Origin of the sequence: Paraburkholderia sp. MM5384-R2, from assembly GCF_014201025.1 — a bacterium.
GTDB lineage: Bacteria > Pseudomonadota > Gammaproteobacteria > Burkholderiales > Burkholderiaceae > Paraburkholderia > Paraburkholderia tuberum.
On sequence record NZ_JACHDI010000019.1, the window covers coordinates 104,364 to 125,636 of the forward strand.

Consider the following 21,273-nt stretch of genomic DNA (forward strand, 5'->3'; position numbering starts at 1 on the left):
ATGCTTGAAATCAGCAATCTGCAGGTCGAAGTCGACGGCAAGAAAATTCTGCGTGGCATCGATCTGGATGTAAGGGCCGGCGAGGTGCACGCGATCATGGGTCCGAACGGCTCGGGCAAGAGCACGCTTGCCCAGGTGCTGGCCGGGCGCGAGGACTTTGCTGTCACGGGCGGCGAGGTCTCGTATCTCGGCCGCGACCTGCTGGCGCTCGCGCCCGAGGAGCGCGCACACCAGGGACTGTTTCTCGCGTTCCAGTATCCCGTCGAGATACCCGGCGTGAGCAACGTTTATCTGTTGAAGGCGGCGCTGAATGCGCAGCGGCGGTATCGTGGCGAGCCGGAGTTCGATGCGATGGAGTTTCTGCAACGGGTCAAGGAGAAGATGACGCTGATGCGGATGGACGAGAGTCTGCTGTATCGCGCCGTGAACGAAGGGTTTTCCGGCGGAGAGAAGAAACGCAACGAGATTCTGCAGATGGTCGTGCTGGAGCCCCGGCTCGCCATTCTCGACGAAACGGATTCCGGACTCGACATCGACGCATTGCAGATTGTCGCGCAGGGCGTCAACAGCATGCGCAGTCCGGAACGGGCGATCGTGCTCGTGACGCACTATCAGCGGCTATTGGACTACGTCGTGCCGGATCGCGTGCATGTGCTGGCGAATGGCCGGATCGTGAAGTCGGGGTCCCGTGAACTGGCGCTGGAGCTGGAGCGTAAAGGCTATGGTTGGGTCGACGATGAAGCGGTGCAACCGGAAAATCCAGCAAGCCAGGAAAGTGCGGGGCATCCATGAAAAACGAATCTCTCGACTATTTCCATCAGTTTGGGCAACTCGCGAAGACGTTGCCCGGCGTTGAGTTTCCATGGCTGCGTGCCGCGCGCCGAAGCGCGTTCGACCAGTTCGACGCGCTGGGTTTGCCGACCACGCGGCACGAGGACTGGAAATACACGAACGTGTCGGCGATTGGCAAGCGTCCCTGGCATTTCAAGGCACAACGCACGGACGATAGCGACGTGCGGCACGTCATCGATGAACTCAAGCTGGACCCTGCCGCGCATCGACTGGTCTTTGTCAACGGTCGGCATGTGCCGCGGCCGTCGAAACTGAATGGTTTGCCACACGGGGTATTTGTGGGCCCGCTCACCCGGGCGTTGAGAGAAATGCCACAACAACTGGAATCGGCATTCGCCTCGCAGGCGTATTCAGATGGCTTTGCCGCGCTAAATACGGCGTTCATGACGGATGGGTTTGCCATCGTGCTGCCGCCTGGCGAGGTCATCGATCAACCGCTGCAGATCCTGTTCCTGACCGACGAAGCGGGTCTTGCGGTGCAGCCGTTCAATGTCGTGCTTGCAGGAGCACGCTCGGGCTGCACGATCGTCGAGCATTTTGTAGGGCTGAGCGGCGACGCGTACTGGACCAACGCGGTTACCCGCATCGTCGCAGACGAGCAGGCGGACGTGCAGCACTACCGGTTGCAGCAAGAGGGCCCGAAGGCTTTTCATATCGCGTCGGTCGCCGCTGCGCAGCAACGGGGCAGCTGTTTTACCTCACATGCGTTCGCGTTCGGCGCCGCATTGTCGCGCACTGGTATCTGCACAAGCCTGAACGCCGCGAACGCGCAAGCGACGTTGAACGGTCTCTATTTCGTCGGGGGCCGGCAGCACGTCGATCACCACACGCGCATCGATCACACAGAGCCGCATGGCACGAGTCGCGAACATTACCGCGGCGTGCTCGACGGCGCTGCGCGCGGCGTGTTCAACGGGCGCGTCATCGTGCATCGCGATGCACAGCAAACGGACACGCATCAGGCGAATCACAACCTGCTGCTGTCACGCGATGCGGAAATCGACACGAAGCCGCAACTCGAGATCTACGCCGACGACGTGAAATGCACGCACGGCGCGACGGTCGGTCAACTGGACGACAACCAGCTGTTCTATTTACGTGCACGAGGTGTCGAAGAGCGCATGGCGCGGGCGCTACTGACATACGCATTTGCGCGCGACATTGTCGAAGGTGTGCGCATCGATTCGCTGCGTGGCCGGCTCGAAAACCTGCTGTTCGCGCGCACCCCGGAAGGCGAGCGCATCAGGGAGTTGCTATGAAGCCGATCGAACAGATGCAGACGCCCGATCCGCGCAATGTCGAGCACTGGCGAGCCGATTTTCCGATTCTGGGCGAGCGCGTGCATGGTCGGCCATTGGTCTATCTCGACAATGGCGCCACTACGCAAAAGCCTGCCTCGGTCATCTACGCGGAAAACGCTTACTACCGGCATAGCAACGCGAATGTGCACCGCGGCGTGCATCTGCTCTCGCAGCGCGCGACCGATTCATTCGAGGCCGCACGCGCGAAGATTGCACGCTTCATCAATGCGCAGCGTCCGGAGGAGATCGTGTTCGTGCGTGGCACGACCGAAGCGATCAATCTCGTCGCCCAGAGCTATGCTCGCCCGCAGATCAAGCCCGGCGACGAAATCCTGATTAGCGCGATGGAGCACCATTCGAACATTGTGCCGTGGCAGCTCGTCTGCGAGCAGACGGGCGCGGCGCTGAAAGTCGTGCCGATCGACGATACGGGCGCACTCGATGCCGACGCGTATGAGCGTTTGTTGAGTGAACGTACGCGGCTGGTCGCGATGACTCATCTGGCCAACGCGCTCGGCAGCATCAATCCGGTGGAGCGCATCGTTGCAGCGGCACACGCGCGGGGTGTGCCGGTGCTGCTGGATGGTGCACAGGCAATCGCGCATCTGCCGGTCGACGTCCGCGCGATAGATTGCGATTTCTACGCGTTGTCCGGGCATAAGGTGTACGGACCAACTGGCATTGGCGTGCTATACGCCAAGGCCGCACTGCTTGAAGCGATGCCGCCATGGCAGGGCGGCGGCGACATGATCCGATCGGTAACGTTCGAGAAAACCGAATACAACGCGATTCCGTGGAAGTTCGAGGCGGGTACGCCGAACATTGCCGGCGCGATTGCGCTGGGCGCGGCGCTCGACTATGTCGACAGCATCGGCATGGAAGTCATCGCCGCGCACGAGAACGAACTGCTCGCCTATGCGACGGCCGCCCTGCGGGTGCTACCGGGCTTGCGTTTTATCGGTAGCGCACGCGACAGGGCAGGCATTCTGTCGTTCGTGCTCGACGGCGTGCATGCCCATGATGTCGGCACGATTCTCGATCATCACGGCATCGCGGTGCGTGCGGGCCATCATTGCGCGATGCCGGTGATGCAGCGCTTCGGCGTACCGGCGACCGTGCGCGCGTCGCTCGCCCTCTACAACACGCACCAGGATATCGACGCGCTCATCGAAGGGCTCGGAAAGGTCAGGGAGATATTCGGAAAATGAGCGATCTGCGCGATCTGTATCAGGAAGTCATCTTCGACCACTACCGGCGGCCGCGTAACTGTCACGGACTGTCCGGCGCCAATCACACGGCTGAGGGCTATAACCCGCTGTGCGGCGACCGGATTACGCTTTATCTGCGAATCGAGGGCGGCATCGTCAAAGAAGCGAGTTTCGAAGGCGCGGGCTGTGCAATTGCGACAGCATCAGCGTCGCTGATGACCGAGGCGCTGAAAGGCAAAACGGAAGCAGAGGCCGAAGCGCTGTTCGGGCGCTTTCACGACATGGTGACAACACCCGCTGCAGGGCAGGCGACAGCCGCGCCGGAGATGGGCAAGCTGGCGGTGCTGTCCGGTGTACGTGAATTTCCCGAGCGTGTGAAGTGCGCGACGCTGGCCTGGCATACGCTGAACGCCGCGCTGCACGACGAGGATCGCCCCGTTTCGACAGAGTGAGGCAGACGATGAGCACATTCGACTGGCTGAAGCGCGCCGAGGCCGCACAACCCGGCAGTGGCACGACAAAAGAAGGTCTTGAAGAACGCGTGATCGATGCACTGCGCACCGTGTTCGACCCGGAGATTCCGGTCAACATCTACGATCTGGGGCTTGTTTATGGTCTTGACGTGGACGAAGCCGAAGGCCGCGTTGGGATCCGCATGACGCTGACCGCGCCCGGCTGCCCGGTCGCGCAGACCTTCCCGGCGACGGTGGAGGATGCGGTGTTCTCGGCGAGCGGAGTGAACGACGTGCACGTTGAACTGGTGTGGGATCCGCCGTGGTCGAGAGACCGGATGTCGGATGCGGCGCGCCTGCAATTGGGGATGCTTTGACATGTCCGACTGGGTCGATGTGGCCGCGATCGGGGATTTCCCGGCTGGGTCTGTTCGCAGCGTCGAGGTCGATGGCGCGCAGGTTGCTGTGTTCAACGTCGACGGCACCTGTTACGCAATCGAGGATGTCTGCCCGCACGACGGCGGCATCCTGACTGGCGGTGTGGTGGAAGGCGACGTGGTCGTCTGTCCGCGCCACGGTGCACGATTTTGCATCAGGACCGGAAAGGTGCTGGCGCCGCCGGCATATGAGGATGTGGTGGCGTTTCCGGTGCGGATCGAGGCGGGCGTCGTTCAGGTGCGTGACGAGCGGTGGGATTGAGGTGCGCTGTCGACCGGCTCTCGTTCTCAGTAAGCGGCTCAGCTGGGCCGTTCGTCCATTCGCGCGCGTGTGAGGCATGATGGCGAACTGGAGCTGTCGGTCAGGTGGCGGGATTCGGCGGATTGGCTCGCGTGTGCAGTTTGTTGGCCACGCACCAAGGCAGGAGCTCGTCGATGCAATTGATTTTGTGGTCGGCGATGTGGGGTAGCACGTAGTCCAGGTAGGCGCGCGGATCGATGTCATTCAGATATTTCGAGGATCGAACCTTCATCTCACGCACCGCGCGTTGTGAGGCGGCATAGCCATCCAGTGAGATGGTCTTCGGCGGCTTGCCCTGATATTTGAGAGCTTTTCTGAAAAAGGCTTTGGCCGCCTTCACGTCGCGCTTTGCACGTAGCATGAAGTCAACTGTCTGGCCGGCCCGTTCCAGCGCCCGGCAGAGCTATACCCAACTGCCGCGGATCTTCAGGTACGTTTCATCGACACGCCACGACGGCTCTCTATTCGTTCAGCAGGACACTCTAACCGATTCGGTTGCGCCGTTTGCACCAGATCCATCTGGCGACTTCCTGGGGTTACGGTTGCGCAGAATCGTCGTGCTGTGATGGTCACCGCCCTGTCATTATCCGGAGGATTTTCTGCACGATGCGCTCATGCTGCTCCAGCGCCTCATCGAGCGTACTTGCTCCGTAGCTCCTGTTGTCTTGCGCCTGCATTCCGGCGACGCGCGTCACGAACAGCAAAGCCTCCCCGGTTTTCGGTTTGGACACACCACGGAAGCGGGTTGTGACCGTTACACCGTAGTCGTCCAGCAGTGTGCGGCGGAAGACCAGTTCGTTTTCCGTCATCCAGCGCGACCACGCGCCGTGGTCGAACACCTCGACAGGCCTGTTCTTCGCATCGAGAACATAGATGCGCTCCGAGTTGGACGGGACCGGTGGCGTCTTCATATTTCAATGCAAAGGCGTGAGCAGGAAGTCGGTCGCCTCCCGCCACCAGGTTTCGTCGACGTGGCCAATCCAGTCGTTATGGTCAGCCGCCTTCACCACCACGAGTTTTCTCGGTGCGGACAGCGAGTTGTAAAGCGCCTCGCCGTAGCGCGTAGGGACGATGCTGTCGCGTTCCGCAACCACGACGAGAACCGGGCGGCCGAACGACGCCAGATGGGTCGCGCTGTCGTACTGGTCGCGCAGCAGCCACTTCACGGGCAGCCACGGATAGTGGTAAGCGGCGACGTGCTCGAGCCGATCCCATGGCGTGATCAGCATTAAACCGGCGATCTTGTCGTGTTCACGCGAGCCGGCCGCGGCCACCACGCCGCCCCCAAGCGATTCGCCGATGAGCAGCAGCGGCGCTCCAAAGAGGCGATGTGCGAGCGCGATGGTCTGTTGAGCATCGTCGACAAAACTCGCTTCGCCTAACGCCCCGGCGCGCGGTCCGTAGCCTGGATATTCGGCGAGAATCACGCGCAGCCCGAGCCGGGTGAGCGCTGCCGCATAGAACGAGCGGTGGCCGGCATGCCCCGCATTGCCATGGAAGACGATGACCGTGGCGCACGCGGAAGCGTCCGGCTCCGCCACGAGGCCCCGGTACGCCTCAGGTGTCGGCCAGGCGCGCAGTCCGCCGGAGGTGAGCTCCTCGATTGCGGCTTTCTGAGGGAAGTAGAGAAAACGATCCTGCAAGATGGCGACTCCGGCTAACACGATCATGTACGCGACGGCGAGGCCGACCATCATTCGGGTGAATTTCATCGTCTTGCGCTCGACCCACCGAACTTTTCGATGGCACACACCCAGTTTAGCGCGCGGTCGCCACCGCTCATATTCAGGCGTGTCGTCAGGATGTGGGCGTCTAAGTTATGGTACGGAGGGTGTCTCCCTGCCTTGTACCCTCGATATTTTCCGAGCGACGCGACCAGCCGCGGGGTTGGTCCCTACGAAGCAGCCCGGAACAGACTGAAATCGAGCGCGACCGACGCTAGCCGTGCGAAGCAATGCTACGTCCCCGCTCGTGCGCCCGCTTTTTGGCGCACCTCTCGTCGGGCGAATCCGGACCCCTGATCCTCGAAGCCGTCATCCGGATGGCTGTTTCTCCAGAAGACCTGCCTGATAAGCGTCGCGTACACTTCGGCCAGAGCGGTCGGTTGCCGATCGGGCAGCGTGCGGCGGCAGCAGGTCGCTTTGCTGACCTTCGCAACCCGGCGCCGGTGAATGTCAGCTCTCTCTGTCCATCAACGAGTCTTACCGACCTGATCCAGAGCTTTCACAGTCCCCGGGAATTTTCGCTTGCCGAGAAACGATGCGCACGATGATCGCCGACGGCCTCAAAGGTATGCCGTCAAAGGTGCGGCAAATCGTCAATGCATTTTTCGACATGGTCGCCAGGGACATCCGTGTCGATCCCGGCGTGTCCGTCGGTGTGAGAGACAGACACAATTTTTGGCCCGAGATACCGTGTGCCACCAAGCGTAAAAAGGGACCAAACAACATCTCCCCGACGGATCGCGGCGACGACTTCGACCACCTCCACAATCGCAGGGGGGGACAGCCATTCACGCGTCGACGGATCGACGGGAGCCCAACGCACGTGGGTAAACCTGTCGTTCGCCGGATTGATGCGAACGGCGTCGATAGCAAAAGTTGTCACATCTGCCTCCATCGTCCTGACAAAGGGATGTGTGCATTATGCGCCGCTTCTTTTGCCGGGGATCAGCAGGATCGGTCGTGAGGGCCGTTGTCAGCCCTTGCTGCACGTCTCGCTCTCGCCTGACGCGTGGCCCCGAACTGGATGTCTGGGTGGGTGCGGCGAATACTCCGGGACAGCCTGGACCTGGATAGTGAAGCCTAAGCGGAGTTCTCGTCGCACCACTGAATCGCCCAACGCTGCGCCGCCTCAATAGCATCCGCGTCGGAGGGATAATCGCCGAGGTCGCCCGAATACTTTACCTCGACGGCATCGCCACTCGCCGAGGCGCGCCGGTAGATCTTTGCGCGAGCGTAATAGCGGCCGCCTTCATCAAGAGGTGACGCGTCGATGTGGAATTGTTGGTAGTCGAAATGCATGGCTGTCTCCAAACGATTGCCCTAATCGTCATCGCGTTGGACGAGGTGGACCTCGTTGTCACCGCCAAGGTCGCTCTGTCACTCTGCCAAGATGAATTGGGGCTGCGACTCTTCGGCCCAAAACGCTTTAAGAATGATATGTACATCGTAGGCAGTAACAGCAAAGCTCGCTGACCAGCGAGAGCAGGACAGCAACGAGAATTCGCATGGGAACGCTCCATCCGAATACGGGTGCGCATCGATTGCCAACGATCCGGACGTCGCTTTTTTGGCTACCTTGATATACGTCAAGAGCGCCAGTCGCGCGCACGGCAGGATATCCGTGGGAAGTCTTCCGGCAAAGTTTGGCCGAGCAGACGCCTTGTCCGGTGACACGATGACGGCCTTGTTGGCAGGAGAGCTCCCAATGTCTCTCAGAATTCCCATCCTTGCGGTGTTGTTCATGATGCTGGCGTCTCCGCTTCAGGCTGCAAGTGAGGAGGTGCGCCCGGAAACGCCCGTCCTCCTTGAGTCGGTGCTGGAAACGGCCCCGGTCGAGATCGACGGTCAGCTCCTGTTCAGCGTCCGAGGGGTTTCGTCCTTTCCCGCCGAGCAGCGCGCCGAGGCCATTAGGGGAAGAATCGAAAAGGTAGCGGCAGACCCCTCATTCCCGAGCGACGGGTTGAGCGCCGAAGTTGTGGAGAACGTCACGATGATCATGGCCGGGCCAGCTACGCTGATGATTGTGAGCGAAGCGGATGCCCAGTTGGAACACACGAGCCGCGACCATCTCGCCACATTGCATCTGATGCGAATCCACCGGGCCATCGACGAATACCGGCAGTCCCGTAGAAGCGATGCCCTGCTCAAGGCGGGGCTGTATGGGGCCGGAGCCACGGCCCTGCTAGTGCTGGCGATCGCAGTTCTGCTCATGCTCAACCGGTGGTTGGACAAAGCGCTTTCCCGACTTCTGAAAAGTCGTGTTCACGCCGTCGGTATCCAGTCTTTTGAGATCCTCCGTTCCGAGACCATCTGGAAGGCATTTCATCGCCTGATGCTTGTGATTGGCGTCGCGACCATCATTGTGTCAGCGTATGCCTATTTGCATTACGTACTTGGGCTCTTTCCATGGACCCGCTCCCTCTCCAACAGCCTGTTCGCCCTCGCCGCTGGCGCGGTCGAGCATATGGGAAAATCCGTGGGCGCCAATATCCCGGACATTCTCATTCTGGCCATCATCTACTATCTGTCCCAGTTCGTCCTGCGCCGGATAAGGCGCTTCTTCGACGCGGTGGCGCAGAAGCGCGTCACCTTTGCCCAATTCGAGCCGGAATGGGGCCTCCCGACCTATAAGCTTGTCCGGGTTTTGATCCTGGCCTTCGCGCTTGTCGTCGCCTACCCGTACATCCCTGGCTCCGAGTCCGCCGCCTTCAAAGGGATTTCCATCTTCATCGGTCTAGTGCTCTCGCTCGGCTCCTCGACAGCGATTTCCAATCTCATTGCTGGCTACCTGATGACCTATCGAAGGGTGTTCAAGGTCGGCGACCGGGTGAAGGTGGGGGACGTGACCGGCGAGGTGATCGCCATCCGCCTCCAGGTGACCCATCTGCGGACGGTCAAGAACGAAGAGGTCACGATTCCCAATTCCCAGATCCTGAACGGCGACGTAACAAACTTCAGCTCCTTGGCCGGCACCCGAGGATTGATCCTCCATACCACGGTCGGAATCGGGTACGAGACCCCCTGGCGACAGGTGGAGGCGATGCTGCGCATGGCCGCAGAGCGAACTTCGGAGGTGCTCGGGGAGCCGCAGCCGTTCATCCTGCTAACCAAGCTGGGGGATTTTGCGGTCACTTACGAACTGAATGTCTATATCCGTGACCCGAATGTGATCGCCCGGATCTATGCGGACCTGCACCGACACATCCTCGATGTCTTCAACCAGTACGGGGTGCAGATCATGACTCCTGCCTACGAGGGCGATCCCGACGAGCCGAAGCTTGTACCGCGGGAGCAGTGGTATGCGACACCGGCATCGTCCGATCAAAGGGAAGAAACTGAGAACGCGGAAAGCGGCTCGTCATAGCGGCGCACAGGCGCGAGAACGCAGAGGTAACGAAGGCCACCCCGGCGCGACGGCTCAACCCACGGTTTTCCGTGCGGGCAAAAGGGTGGCGTTTTCTGTTGTCGAGCTACGAGGCCTGCGCGGATCCGCTCTGGCAAGCAAGTTTGCCCAGAATTGCCGTCCTACGCGAATACCGCAGGAAAGGTCAATTTAGATCGGGTACGCCGCAAGGCGCAGCATTAAAGCTACCGCCCCCTCCTGATGCCTGATCTTCGTCCCGTAATCGATCCATTGCCGCCGTGCACCGCCGCCGGCTCTGACCGACGAGCCGTCCGCAGTCTGGCGCACCGTCTGGCGCACCAAGTGACTGCTTGACTTTGATACCTGCCCTTGAATCTCATACGGCTTGACCGGCAGCAGTGGGTCGGAGCCAAAGCGTATCGGGCAGTAGACGGCCCGAACCAGTCATTCAGCATGAGGAAATACCCTGTCGTAGGGCGTCCGGTCCAGGTCAGATAACTGCCGTTCAGGAATGACCGGAAAATTTGCTATGGAGGTTGGCAGGCCAGACGGCCATGAGAGAATTCTTGCTCTTGCACTTGTCCTCATCGCCTCATGAAGATTCTCGAATACACAGGCCTCGACACCTCACGCGTCAAAGCCAGCTACGACAAGGTGTCCGCGGCCATCGCCCGCCACGACTTCCGGGCTGCCCAAGTCAAGAAGCTCGCCAATCTGAGCCACGGCAAGTTCTACAGGGCGAAGCTGGATGACGCCGACCGGCTGTTGTTCTCGCTGGTGCGCCACGGGGATGAAGTCTGCGCACTGATGCTGGAAGTGATCGCCAATCACGCCTACGATAAGTCACGTTTCCTGCGCGGCGCGGCGATTGACGAGAGCAAAATTCCAGACATCAGCGCTGATGACGCCATCAGGGAGGCGCAAGCTCTACGCTACCTTCATCCCGAGCGTACCGGCATTCACCTGCTCGACAAACCGATCTCGTTTGATGACACGCAGGAGACCATTTACCGACAGCCACCTCCCTTGGTTGTCGTCGGCAGCGCTGGCAGCGGCAAGACCGCACTGACGCTTGAAAAGCTCAAGCATGCCGAAGGTGAGGTCCTCTACGTCACTCACTCCGCCTTCCTGGCGCAGAGCGCCCGCGACCTTTATTACGCCAACGGTTTCGAGCATGGCGCTCAGGATGCCGTATTTCTGTCCTACCGGGAGTTTGTCGAGTCGATCCGCGTTCCGGCAGGACGCGAGGCTAGCTGGCGCGACTTTGCAAGCTGGTACTCGCGTATCCGGCAGAACTTCAAGGATGTCGATGCCCACCAGGCTTTCGAGGAGATTCGCGGCGTGATTGGCGCCGGGTCGGGCGGTGTCCTGTCGCGCGACGAGTATCAAGCACTGGGGGTGCGTCAATCGATCTTTCCCGTAGAACGGCGCGACCAACTCTACAATCTGTTTGAGAAGTATCGCGCCTGGCTGGCCGAGGCAAAGCTCTACGACCTGAATCTGGTCGCCCAGGACTGGCAAGCGCTGGCTGCGCCGCGCTACGACTTCGTGGTGATTGACGAGGTGCAGGACATCACCACCGTGCAACTGGCGCTCGTGCTGAAAACCATGAAGAAGCCTGGCCATTTCATGCTCTGCGGGGATTCCAACCAGATTGTCCATCCCAATTTCTTTTCCTGGAGCCAAGTCAAAAGCCTGTTCTGGAAGGACCCGAAACTGGCCGAGCGGCAGGAATTACGCGTGCTAATGGCCAACTTCCGCAACGGCCTGGAGGCCACTCGCGTCGCCAATCAGTTGCTGAAGATCAAGCAGCGGCGCTTCGGCTCCATCGACCGGGAGAGCAACTTCCTGGTCCAGGCCGTCGGCGGCGAGACCGGCCAGGTTACGCTGATACCCGACAAGGACGCCGCCAAGCGCGAACTGGACCAGAAGATTCGCCAATCCGCCCAGTTCGCCGTCCTGGTAATGCGCGATGAGGACAAGGCCGACGCCCGCAAGCACTTTGCCACGCCGCTGTTGTTCTCGATCCACGAAGCCAAGGGTCTCGAATACGAGAACATCGTGCTCTACCGTTTCATCTCGGATCACCGGGGCGAGTTCAACGACATTGTCGGGGGCATCGCCAAGACCGATCTGGCGGTCGAGACACTGGATTACAAACGCGCTAAAGACAAGAGTGACAAGTCGCTCGAAGTCTATAAATTCTTCGTCAATGCCCTGTATGTAGCGCTGACGCGCGCCATCAAGAACATCTACATGATCGAGTCGGACACAGGGCATGATCTGTTCGGGTTGCTGGATCTGATCGTCGGCCAGACCAGGATCGAGGCCAGGCAATCCACGCTCGAAGACTGGCAGAAGGAAGCACGCAAACTTGAACTGCAGGGCAAGCAGGAGCAGGCGGAGGCCATCCGCCGCACCATCTTGAAGCAGGTCCCGGTGCCGTGGCCGGTGTTCGATGAGGCCAAGGTCAGGGAACTGCTGATCAAGGTCTTCCGCGAGCAGTCTCCGGGCAACAAGGGCAAGCAGCAACTCTTTGACTATGCCACCTGCTTCGATGAACCGCAGCTCGCCGAGTGGCTGGCAGTCGAGGCGAAATTCGAGCAGGCACGAACCTTTGATCGGCAGCGCGCGGTGTTCGCCCGCAAGAGCTACGTCCCTTTCTTCGCCAACCGCTTCAAGGACATCCTCAGGCAGTGTGACCAGCATGGCGTCGATCATCGTCTGCCAATGAACCAGACGCCGCTGATGGCCGCAGCTGCTGCAGGAAATGTGGCGCTGGTGGAAGCCCTGCTGGAGCGCGGTGCCGACCGCGATGCCGTCGATCACTATGGTCACAATGCCCTGCACTGGGCTTTGCGTCAGGCATTTGGCGATGCAAAGTTCGCTGCTGGCCCGCTGGCGGCAATCTATGAATGCCTGGCTCCGCCCTGCATTGATGTCAGAGCGGGCGATCGCTTGGTGCGCATCGACCGGCATCTGTCTGAATACTTTCTGTTCCAGACCCTGTGGGTATTGTTCAAAGCACGATTCAGCAAGATACGAGGCAATACAGACAGCGCGTTCCAGACCCAAATCATCCTCGATGCCTGGCAACACTTACCCGCTAACATCGTGCGGCCAGAGCGCAACAAGCGCCAGCATCTTTCTGGCGTGCTGGCGAGGAACGAAATCGACAGAGACTATGCCTACAATAGATCCCTGTTCCTGCGCGTATCCACCGGGCGGTACCAGTTCAATCCCAAACTCGCTGTGCGTCGCCGCCAGGGCGAAGAAGAAAACTGGGTCCCGATCTACACCGCACTCAACCTCCCGTTGATTAGCGAGTTTGCCTACAACGACGGCTGGATCAGCACCTGGGACAATATCGACAAGCTTGTGGTCCTTGCTGGACTACCTGAACGAACCACACCCATCGCGGCTGAACGCTTCGCCGAACGGCAAGCGGCCAAAATGAGGGAGCTGGACGAACGCAGAGCCAATCAACTTGCTGCCAAAGCACGCATTCGTGCAGCCGCCGAAGCCACCCAGAACAGAGCGCCACGATGGGGAACAAAGGAAGCTAAACGGCTTGAAATCGAACGTGTGAAACAAGAAATCGAAAGACGAAAGAAGGGTTGACTTGCCGATATTTCTTTTGGGGCGGCTTTCGGCCCATCAACTGTCGTTCGCTCAGCGATCCGGGCGGACATTCGAAGATCCGCTTCGCTCAGTTATCGCAGCCGGCAGACTTACGCATTGGGGTGACCTGGATGGCCCTGACATCGCACTATGGGCGCTTTATCCTTCGCGGCGCTTGCTAAGCCCTCGCGTTTCCGCGTTTCTCGATCACATTAAGGAAGCATTCCCCCTGGGAAAACCCGAGGAATTGGCTGGATTTATAGGATCGGAACCGTGAGACCGGTGCGGACCACAGGTCGCTCTTACGTTGAGTGCTAACGGCTGCGCGCCACCGCGTATGACCATCTCGTGTGATCGGGAAGCGCGCGGCAAGGCATGGGCTTCCCAGGCGAATGATCACCTATCGTGGCTTCGAGATTCACGTCGAGTTGACTCTGGCTGGACTAACACGCGAACGTTGCATGGTTCATACGGCTACAGGCCGGGAGACGGCGTTCATTTCATTTCAACAGACCACAGGGCCGCTCAGGCCAGGTAGCGGCGATTGTTTTTGAATGCGAGCGTGACGCCCGGCGTCGTGGGATCATCTGATGTGGCTGCCTCGGGCCGCACGCCTTTGAGTTGCCGGCCCCAACCTCCGGGATCAGACGAACAGGATAAATATATGAAGCTTCGCGTCGGATACGAACTGTCGTACGAGTGCTCACAACCGACGCCGATGATGCTGATGCTGAACACGCACTTTTCGCATGCAAAGGATATTGTCGAGGCAGATCTGCTCGTTGCCGATCCGCCGGTGGCGACGAGGCAGTACCGCGACCTGTTCGGCAACCTGTGCACGCGGATAATCGCGCCCGCCGGGCGTGTTGGCTTGAGCACGACCGCGCTTCTGAATGTGCCAAATGCGATGGAAACGCGCCCGAAAGACGGTTGGGGCCATCCAGTCGAGCAGTTGCCCGACGATACGCTCGTTTTCCTATTGGGTAGCCGCTATTGTGAAACCGATTTGATGGTCGACGTCGCGTGGAAGGTTTTTGGACAGTGCGCGCCGGGCCGCGAGACGGTTCTCGCAATCTGCGACTTCGTGCACCGGCATATCGCATTTGATTACCGGCACGCGCGGCCGACCAAAACCGCAGCGGACGTTTACCGCGAACGCAGGGGCGTCTGCCGGGACTTCGCCCATCTGGGCATCACGCTATGCCGCGCCATGAATATTCCGGCTCGCTACTGCACCGGTTATATCAGCGATGTCGGTTTGCCCCCCGTCGCAGCGCCGATGGATTTCGCGGCGTGGTTTGAGGCCTACGTAGGGGGTAGCTGGCAAACCTTCGATCCGCGTAACAACGCACCGCGCATCGGGCGCGTTTTGATGGCATACGGTCGCGACGCCGCCGATGTTGCGATAAGCAATGCGTTTGGGGCGGCCGTGCTAACGCACTTCAAGGTGCATTGCGATCAGGAATAACCGCGCACAATTGGCCATTGCTGAGCCGACGGGGAATTTTTGAATCCCCTCCCGGTAACGTCAGCATTTGGACCGCGCTGGCCTAATTGATTGCGCGCCTGAGCGTCACCGCGTCGTGCACCCGTTCCACGCGTCAGTCGTTCGGTGGACTATGGGCGACCGGATGCGCGGCGGAGTATGTCCAGCAAAGTTACTCGGCGAATGAGCGCTGTGCTCCTGGACGGAGACGGCGAGGCCCCTCGAAACGCTTGACGGACTGACTCAGGGCGTGAAGTGGTTTAACCGGCTGGCCAGCGCCCGCAACTTCATCGCGCACATCGGCGCGTTCTATCTGGCCCTCGACACCACCGAGCCCGCTTGGGACCTGCTGCTTGTCAAGGGAATATCAAACAGTTCGATGACCCGCGTACCCACGTGCGGTTCTCCAGCGTCATGGAGATCATGGACGGCTTAGATGAAGTCGTGTGTTTCTCCATGACAGAAGCAATTGTCTGCCGTTGGCGGCGCATCGCTTAGGATTGGAGGGCGACGGAAAAATTCTGCCCTTGCCACGTCTGACTCGAGGTCCAGAAGAAGGTGAATGCAAGCGATGAACCGGCCTGGGCTGCTTGCGTGACCAGATCGACGTAGTAGATGCCGAGCGCCGTTGCGGTGGCTTCGCTGTCCTCCGACGTGGCCCAGTCGTCGATCGTCCAGCGCAGGCGGAAAGGCGCAGCCAAAGGGATCCGAATTGTCGTGGCGGCCGGAATCGACGGCAGCGGGCGGTTGAAGTTCCAGATTTCGATATTGCCGCGAGCGCGCGGCGCCTGGCCGGGCTGAGACTGATAACGATCGGCGACGACTTTCAGGTGGTTAAAGACCCGACCGTCCGAAGCGGAGCGAACGAGCTTGATGTATTCGGCGTGGGCCCACGCGAGCGGCATGGCAGAGCCAGTCGGCCCGCCAGTGACGAAGGGCGGGTTTGCCAGATCGGGCAGATCCCACACTTGCTCGGGAAGCAGAGCGCGCGTTCCGGCGAACGCCTCGAGAGCGCGGATGTAGGGGGTGGGGTCGCCACCGGCGGCCAATTCGTAATGGCCGCGTTCGCCAGTGAGCAGCGGCCAGGGGCGACCAACGCCGAAGGTAGCGCCGTCGTACCAGTCCTCGCCGAGATTGCCTTGACCATAACCGTCGTGGTTGTATCGGTAAAAGGCAGGCCCCTGCGGCAGAATTTTTCTGATTACTGCATCGACTACCTTGACCGAGTTGACGATGATCGGATCGTTCGCGGCGCGAATGCCATAGCGCACCAGTTCGAGAAAACCCGCGTCCACGATGGTGTTTGCGTTGTAGTCTTTCTTCCAGACGGTTACTTGGGCGGTATCTGGATTTTCTGGAAAATTAAAGACGCCATTGACGTGCGTCGGCAAGATTCGAATGTAGTGCTGCGTCACGCCCGGAACCGGTGAGCCTTCCGCAGCGACGCACCATGTCTCTAGATGCGATTCCAGAAAATCCGCGTATTCGAGCAGGAACTGGGCGGTGCTGGCGTCCGCCCATTTAGTAGCCGCACAGACTAGCGCCGCGATGTTCGATGCCAATGTCGAAGGGGAGTATCCTTCGAGTTCTTCCCATCGTTCCTGCTGAGTCATGGGGCCGTTCTTGATCAATGCGCCTGCTGCGGCCAGCACCATGCCGGTGGGATCGAACTGACGCAGCAGACCGGCTTCGCTCAAGTGATAGGCCAGAATGATTGGAAAGGAATATTCGTCGAGCTGCGAGGCATTGTCCCGCCAAGGCTCGCCGTCAATGAAAAACTTTTGCGGAAAGCTACCATCCGCCAATTGCGACGCAGCGAGAAACATCAGCCCGCGTAGCGGCGCATCCTGCGCGCCCGCGGCCAGCAGCGCGAGTGCGCTTTGGCACATGTCACGCGGCCAGACCATGTGGTAGCCGGCAGCGAGGTCCCGCACCGTCTGTCCCCACGGGATGCTCAATGAAGCCACCAGTGCGCCGTCGGCCGTCTTGTCCTCATGCGCGAGCAACACGTTGCGGCTCATGTTGAAAAGCGCATTGCCATCGCCCGTAATGTTCGCCTTGGGCTGGAACGGGTCGCGAACAGCGTCGTTCCAGCCCTGGATGAACGCTTGCTTGTGGCTGTACGGGTCGGCGGGTCCGTCGAAGGGGTAGGCCAGCGCCTCGGATACGGCGGTCAGCGCCTTGTTGGGCGTGCTCCGCGTAATCGGCGTCGGTTCGTCGACGCAAAACGCCAGTGCCAGAACGAATTGATTCTGCCCTGCGCGGTTGATCTCTGCCGTCACGGCGACGTATCCGTCCTTTGCTGCGTCGTAGTTCCAGACCGGCAAGCGCTTGTTTGCGATGATGTCGGTCCAGCCATCGTTCACTCCCACGAAGCCGCAACTCGTCGTGCCGAAGCCGCAGTCGGCGCCCAGCGCGAGCCAGTAATGGTCACGCGTCGCGACCAGGCGATCGCCATTTGCGGTGCTGACGCGATGCGCGGTGTTGCCAGCGCCGTATCCCGCCATGTGAGGCGTCAACAAGGCATAGACGTGCAGTTTGTTAAGGAAATCCTGGTCCCCCTGCAGTGTCGTGCGAACCAGCACGCAGGCCGAACCCTTCTCGGCGATCACGTCCTGCACGACGGTGTAGGGTTGCCCTTTCGCCTGGGATGTGAGCCGGCAGGATAAGGCGGGCGGTTCCGGCCATTCGCATCGATGGTCGAAGTCCTTCTGCGCGTCGTGATAGAAGGTCGACCCGTCGGTAATGATCAGCTGGAAGTCTCGTACCTGAGGGGTGTCGACATCCGGGAAGTAGATTTCCGTGAGGATGCCGCCTGCTGTCGTGTACCAGACCTGGCTCGACAGCGAGTACGCCGTTCCGACGGCGTCTTTGTCCGCGCGGCTCCAGTTCAGCGGATTGCCAGGTGCGCCCGGAGCCGGATTCGATTCAAGCAGATTTGCCATCGCATCTCACTCCATATCTTTGCTTCGATCGATCAGAAATCCACGTGATGAGCAGAAGAGCGGGCATGCTACGCATTGTAGCTATCGAGGATAGCGCTTTTGACGTGCATAGAGAGGCACCCGTGAGGCCGCTCAACTGCCGGAACGCCATCGCATCGTCCCGCCAACTCTCCTCGTCGAAGTCGACGGCGAGGAGGTAACAGGTACCGTCCGCCATTAGCGGGTAAAGGCCCACGGTATGATCGCCGGAAAGATGCGCATAGAAGACCTGATCGTCCAGTGACAGCTGCACCGGATGCGTGCAGTCCGCGCAGCGGATACGGGGCTTTTCGCAGATGCCCGCGCGCCACTCGTTCGCGCACGCCGGCGCGTAACCGGATTTTCCGGAATTGCGGCTTTCCCACCGAAGCGGATAGACGTCAGTGCGGCCGCGGAAAAGCCTCCGGAAAAGTTGCACTTTCTGTAGTGGGGAAGTGGGGAAAGCGACGAATGCCTGCATTTTGCGCAGCCGGCGAGGCATTACGCAGGATCGCTTGCCCGGGGTTGCCTGGTACCGGCACAGTGGCTCGCAGCATGGCCGCGAGTCGGCTGTTTTCGGCCTGCAGACGGGCGAGTTCTGCCCGCAACTCTTCGCGCGTGAGATCGTCCCACTCTGGGCGTGACAGGTTGCCGTCGTTCATCGCCTCGTCCGTTGCTGTCCGAGGGGTAAGACATGGGCGACCGGGCTCTTGGCCGTGTCAGCCGCGCGGCCAGGCGGGGCAGTTCTTGCGCAACGTGAGATCGTTTATGCAGAGGCCAGGCAGCGCAATCCACGGCGTTGGTCCCGATCGACGCGCAACTGGAAATTGAAGGATGAAGTCTGGCTCAATCCGGAGCGCATGCAACCGGAAGAACTAAAGCAGTGCGCATGAGGTGACACGACAAGTACGTTGACAACCGCCGTAACCGCCGCGCTTCAGATAGCGTTAGATGCGATCCATACCAGTAAGAAAGGTGCGGCCCAAGAAGGAGGACTCCTAATTCGATTCCGCCATCGAAAAGCTCATCTTTCAGAACTCGGTAACGCCAATGTGAAGGTGGGACATCCACGGTCATATTGCGAGTTGCCGCCTCGGCAGCGAAACAGGGTTTGACTGCATAGAAAACAGTTGGCCGGATTGGGTTGTTCGGAACTGGAGCCGAAAGCAGCTCAGCCATAGAGAAGGATTCAAGGTGACCAAGCAGATAGCCATGAAACTCGCCAGCGCTCGGCGTCCAACTACGCACTAGAGTGGCCCTTCCACTCGTTGGTAATTGCAATGCAAGCCCTCGACCTATCGAGCGCAAAACGGCTCTTACCGGAGCGAACCCCTCATGCGTCCCCCAAGCGAGTTCGGCCGACGCACATAATTCTCCTGCCAGCCCGGAAGCTGACAAAGTGTTAGAGAATTCAAATTCCGGTTGAATTCCTGTCTTGCCATGATTGGACTCCGCAGAAGACATGGACGCTCTACGACTATCGAATTCAGATATCACCAACACCTGAATGCCCAACGCCTGCACAGCTTCATAGCAAGTCGCAGTGCCTGGCGCTAACAGCGCCAGCACTTCTTTAAGAAAATGGGTTACCAAACCGGGATTAGCACCGTGCCAAAAAACGGCGGTGGCTCTGCCATGGCCCTGCCAGCGTAGGGCATGCATACGCGCTAACGCAAGACTATGTGTTTGGCCAGTCCAAGGTTCAAGATTGCTATCTATATAAACTACATCTTGCTCGCGACACCATGCCATCAGGTCAAGACTACCCACGCCGAGTGACAAATTAAGCAGGACGTCTCCACCACTGAGATGGCGCGCAAGTTTTGCCGCATAGTTCTCAGGTGTGAGCGTGCAAGTAGAAAAGTTGAGGCCATAGCGCTGCGCGAGCTTGCGTCCCCCATCATTGTCCGCGCCAAGTAGGGCTACGTGCTCCCGGCAAAGGGGTAAATATTGCGAAAGAAGTGGGAGCATGCTTTCGGCCACACATCCGGAGCCGACAATGAGCACGCGGTTAGGCAAAAAGGCGTTTCGGTGCATTAGAGCCCCTGAGTCCTACGTATCAGTTCGAAATACAGGGTGAATCATTAACATTTCTCGAAGCACCTCCATTTCGGAAAGACAACCTGAAGGACCTTAACAATCGGAAAATTATAAACAAGATTGGCGTCTATCCGGCCAACATTTAAGTGCATCGCAATCGTGCGATGCTATAGATGGAATTTTATTTGGTTCCGCGAGAAAGCGCGCTCCTTTGGCGAATAATTAATTCTTGACGTTCGCGGGCAACGGGGCCATAAATTTTCATCAAGCCCTCCTCATACCAGGAGGCATTCTGCTCAAAGTAATGGCAAAGAAACGGCGCGTCACGAAATCCATCTGCAATAAATGATTTCCATTCATCCCACGAGGGAATCTTCTGAGAGGTTAGAAGTCGCTCATGTTCTTGTATTGTTGAATAAAAGTCTAGGATGTACTCAGCTACTGCCGTGCGAGGGGAGCTGGCCGCAGACTTCCAGAAGTGTCTGCCAGTTCTTTGCGCTCGGCCTGTCATGCCGGGGAGCGTGGGTTCGAGCGCCATGAATTCTTTCGATGAATTCGGCGTAGTGCTGATAAATGGTCGGCTGTCCAAGGTAATTAAAACCCTCCGGATAATCGCTCGCGCAGATACTTCACCAGTGCGCGCACCGCACTCGGCACGATCGGGCTGTATGGCCGGATCGCGAAGATATGATCGCCAAATGCGCCCGACGGATGCCACGCGCCGAGCAGTGGCACGAGATTACCGGCGTCGATGTCGCGCTGTGCGCTGAAATCCGGCAGCAGCGCGATCCCGAGCCCGCCGAGCGCCGCTTCCCGCATCGCCTCGCTGTTGTTTGCCGCGAAGCAGCCGCCCACCGGTACGCTGACCCGGCTTTTCCGCCGGTCGCGCGGTTCGAAGCTCCATGCTGTTGGCTCGTTGCCGCGTAGATAGCACAGACAGTCGTGATTGACGAGCGCGTTCGGATGTTCGGGCGTACCGCGCCGCGCCAGATACTCCCGGCTCGCGACGAGCAGCGAGTGCGTCTCGCACAGCGTCCAGGCCACGTGCGTCTGCGGCGCGGTGGTCGTATGACGAATCGCGACGTCGAAGCCCTCTTGCGACAGCGAAAACAGCCGGTCCGACAGCTCCAGCTCGATCCGTACCCCGGGATATCGCTCGATGAACGCCGGCAGCAATGGCACGATCTGCTGCCTGCCGAGCGCAACGGGCGCCGTGACGCGCACGAGGCCACGCGGCTCGCCGGCAAGATCCTTCACGCGCGCGAAGTTCACCTCGATCGTCTCGTAGGCCTCGCGCGTACTGTCGACGAGCGTCTGCCCTGCCTCCGTGAGCCGCACGCTGCGCGTCGTCCGACGCACGAGCGGCACGCCGGCGGCCTCCTCGAGATCGGCGATGCGCTGGCTCATCGCAGCCTTGCTGATCCCCAGCCGCTGCGCGGCGGCCGTGAAACTCCCGGTCACGGCGAGCACCGTCAGCGAATGGATGTGCGGCCAAAGCGCCTGGACATTTTGTGGATTCATTCG

At 59.8% G+C, this 21,273-nt stretch carries 20 protein-coding genes and 2 pseudogenes; 10 read left to right on the forward strand and 12 right to left on the reverse strand.

Annotated features, from left to right (window positions below; genetic code table 11):
- From sufC to nirD, 6 genes are read left to right on the forward strand one after another with little or no spacing between them, the layout of a single operon-like run.
- Positions 1-792, forward strand: coding sequence for a Fe-S cluster assembly ATPase SufC (gene sufC, locus HDG37_RS26450; RefSeq protein ID WP_184052583.1), 792 nt, complete (start codon positions 1-3; stop codon positions 790-792).
- Positions 789-2,111 carry a Fe-S cluster assembly protein SufD gene (gene sufD, locus HDG37_RS26455; RefSeq protein WP_184052585.1) on the forward strand — a complete coding sequence of 441 codons (1,323 nt, stop codon included), beginning with the start codon at positions 789-791 and terminating at the stop codon, positions 2,109-2,111. The genes sufC and sufD overlap by 4 nt, the downstream gene beginning before the upstream one ends.
- Positions 2,108-3,361, forward strand: a complete 1,254-nt coding sequence (locus HDG37_RS26460) for a cysteine desulfurase (protein ID WP_311541602.1) — start codon at positions 2,108-2,110, stop codon at positions 3,359-3,361. Before sufD ends, HDG37_RS26460 begins: the two co-directional genes overlap by 4 nt.
- Positions 3,358-3,813: a Fe-S cluster assembly sulfur transfer protein SufU gene (gene sufU, locus HDG37_RS26465; RefSeq protein WP_184052587.1), complete on the forward strand. Its 456-nt coding sequence runs from the start codon at positions 3,358-3,360 to the stop codon at positions 3,811-3,813. The genes HDG37_RS26460 and sufU overlap by 4 nt, the downstream gene beginning before the upstream one ends.
- Before the next feature lie 8 nt (positions 3,814-3,821).
- Entirely contained in the window at positions 3,822-4,190 is a 369-nt protein-coding gene (locus HDG37_RS26470) for an SUF system Fe-S cluster assembly protein (protein WP_184052590.1), read from the forward strand.
- A 1-nt stretch (position 4,191) separates the two neighbouring features.
- Positions 4,192-4,512, forward strand: coding sequence for a nitrite reductase small subunit NirD (gene nirD / locus HDG37_RS26475; RefSeq protein ID WP_090811477.1), 321 nt, complete (start codon positions 4,192-4,194; stop codon positions 4,510-4,512).
- Between the two features lie 100 nt (positions 4,513-4,612).
- Here nirD and HDG37_RS26480 read toward each other — a convergent pair whose 3' ends face one another.
- From HDG37_RS26480 to HDG37_RS26505, 6 genes and pseudogenes are all read right to left on the reverse strand, one after another.
- Positions 4,613-4,759, reverse strand: coding sequence for a transposase domain-containing protein (locus tag HDG37_RS26480; RefSeq protein ID WP_409260248.1), 147 nt, complete (start codon positions 4,757-4,759; stop codon positions 4,613-4,615).
- Positions 4,748-5,005: pseudogene (locus HDG37_RS26485) on the reverse strand (DDE-type integrase/transposase/recombinase); the annotation flags it as partial. The pseudogene HDG37_RS26485 and the gene HDG37_RS26480, both read right to left, overlap by 12 nt.
- Positions 5,006-5,120: 115 nt before the next feature.
- A complete protein-coding gene (locus HDG37_RS26490) occupies positions 5,121-5,462 on the reverse strand; it encodes a hypothetical protein (protein ID WP_184052592.1) in 342 nt (113 codons plus the stop codon).
- 3 nt (positions 5,463-5,465) lie between these two features.
- Complete coding sequence (locus tag HDG37_RS26495; RefSeq protein WP_184052693.1) at positions 5,466-6,263, reverse strand: alpha/beta hydrolase; 798 nt, start codon at positions 6,261-6,263, stop codon at positions 5,466-5,468.
- Positions 6,264-6,849: 586 nt separating this feature from the next.
- A complete protein-coding gene (locus tag HDG37_RS40090; protein ID WP_311541603.1) occupies positions 6,850-7,158 on the reverse strand; it encodes a hypothetical protein in 309 nt (102 codons plus the stop codon).
- Positions 7,159-7,355: 197 nt separating this feature from the next.
- The gene (locus HDG37_RS26505) at positions 7,356-7,574 is read right to left on the reverse strand and encodes a hypothetical protein (protein WP_090811471.1); all 219 of its coding nucleotides are present in this window, start codon (positions 7,572-7,574) and stop codon (positions 7,356-7,358) included.
- 406 nt (positions 7,575-7,980) lie between these two features.
- Here HDG37_RS26505 and HDG37_RS26510 point away from each other — a divergent pair, with 406 nt between their 5' ends.
- From HDG37_RS26510 to HDG37_RS26520, 4 genes and pseudogenes are all read left to right on the forward strand, one after another.
- On the forward strand, positions 7,981-9,639 hold the full coding sequence (locus HDG37_RS26510) for a mechanosensitive ion channel family protein (protein ID WP_184052596.1): 1,659 nt from the start codon (positions 7,981-7,983) through the stop codon (positions 9,637-9,639).
- A gap of 594 nt (positions 9,640-10,233) precedes the next feature.
- Positions 10,234-13,260, forward strand: a complete 3,027-nt coding sequence (locus tag HDG37_RS26515) for an ankyrin repeat domain-containing protein (protein WP_184052598.1) — start codon at positions 10,234-10,236, stop codon at positions 13,258-13,260.
- Positions 13,261-13,354: 94 nt separating this feature from the next.
- A pseudogene (locus HDG37_RS39505) lies at positions 13,355-13,537 on the forward strand (LysR family transcriptional regulator); the annotation flags it as partial.
- Positions 13,538-13,924: 387 nt separating this feature from the next.
- The gene (locus HDG37_RS26520; protein ID WP_184052695.1) at positions 13,925-14,728 is read left to right on the forward strand and encodes a transglutaminase family protein; all 804 of its coding nucleotides are present in this window, start codon (positions 13,925-13,927) and stop codon (positions 14,726-14,728) included.
- Positions 14,729-15,240: 512 nt separating this feature from the next.
- Here HDG37_RS26520 and HDG37_RS26525 read toward each other — a convergent pair.
- The 6 genes from HDG37_RS26525 to HDG37_RS26545 form a co-directional block, all read right to left on the reverse strand.
- Complete coding sequence (locus HDG37_RS26525) at positions 15,241-17,691, reverse strand: glycoside hydrolase family 15 protein (protein WP_184052600.1); 2,451 nt, start codon at positions 17,689-17,691, stop codon at positions 15,241-15,243.
- Entirely contained in the window at positions 17,675-18,211 is a 537-nt protein-coding gene (locus HDG37_RS40420; RefSeq protein ID WP_409260247.1) for a TOTE conflict system archaeo-eukaryotic primase domain-containing protein, read from the reverse strand. The genes HDG37_RS26525 and HDG37_RS40420 overlap by 17 nt, the downstream gene beginning before the upstream one ends.
- A complete protein-coding gene (locus HDG37_RS26530) occupies positions 18,111-18,371 on the reverse strand; it encodes a hypothetical protein (RefSeq protein ID WP_184052602.1) in 261 nt (86 codons plus the stop codon). Before HDG37_RS26530 ends, HDG37_RS40420 begins: the two co-directional genes overlap by 101 nt.
- Before the next feature lie 184 nt (positions 18,372-18,555).
- Positions 18,556-19,746 carry a saccharopine dehydrogenase NADP-binding domain-containing protein gene (locus HDG37_RS26535; protein WP_260335032.1) on the reverse strand — a complete coding sequence of 397 codons (1,191 nt, stop codon included), beginning with the start codon at positions 19,744-19,746 and terminating at the stop codon, positions 18,556-18,558.
- A 184-nt stretch (positions 19,747-19,930) separates the two neighbouring features.
- On the reverse strand, positions 19,931-20,287 hold the full coding sequence (locus tag HDG37_RS26540) for a hypothetical protein (RefSeq protein WP_184052606.1): 357 nt from the start codon (positions 20,285-20,287) through the stop codon (positions 19,931-19,933).
- Positions 20,288-20,343: 56 nt separating this feature from the next.
- A complete protein-coding gene (locus tag HDG37_RS26545; protein ID WP_184052608.1) occupies positions 20,344-21,270 on the reverse strand; it encodes a LysR family transcriptional regulator in 927 nt (308 codons plus the stop codon).
- Positions 21,271-21,273: the final 3 nt, after the last annotated feature.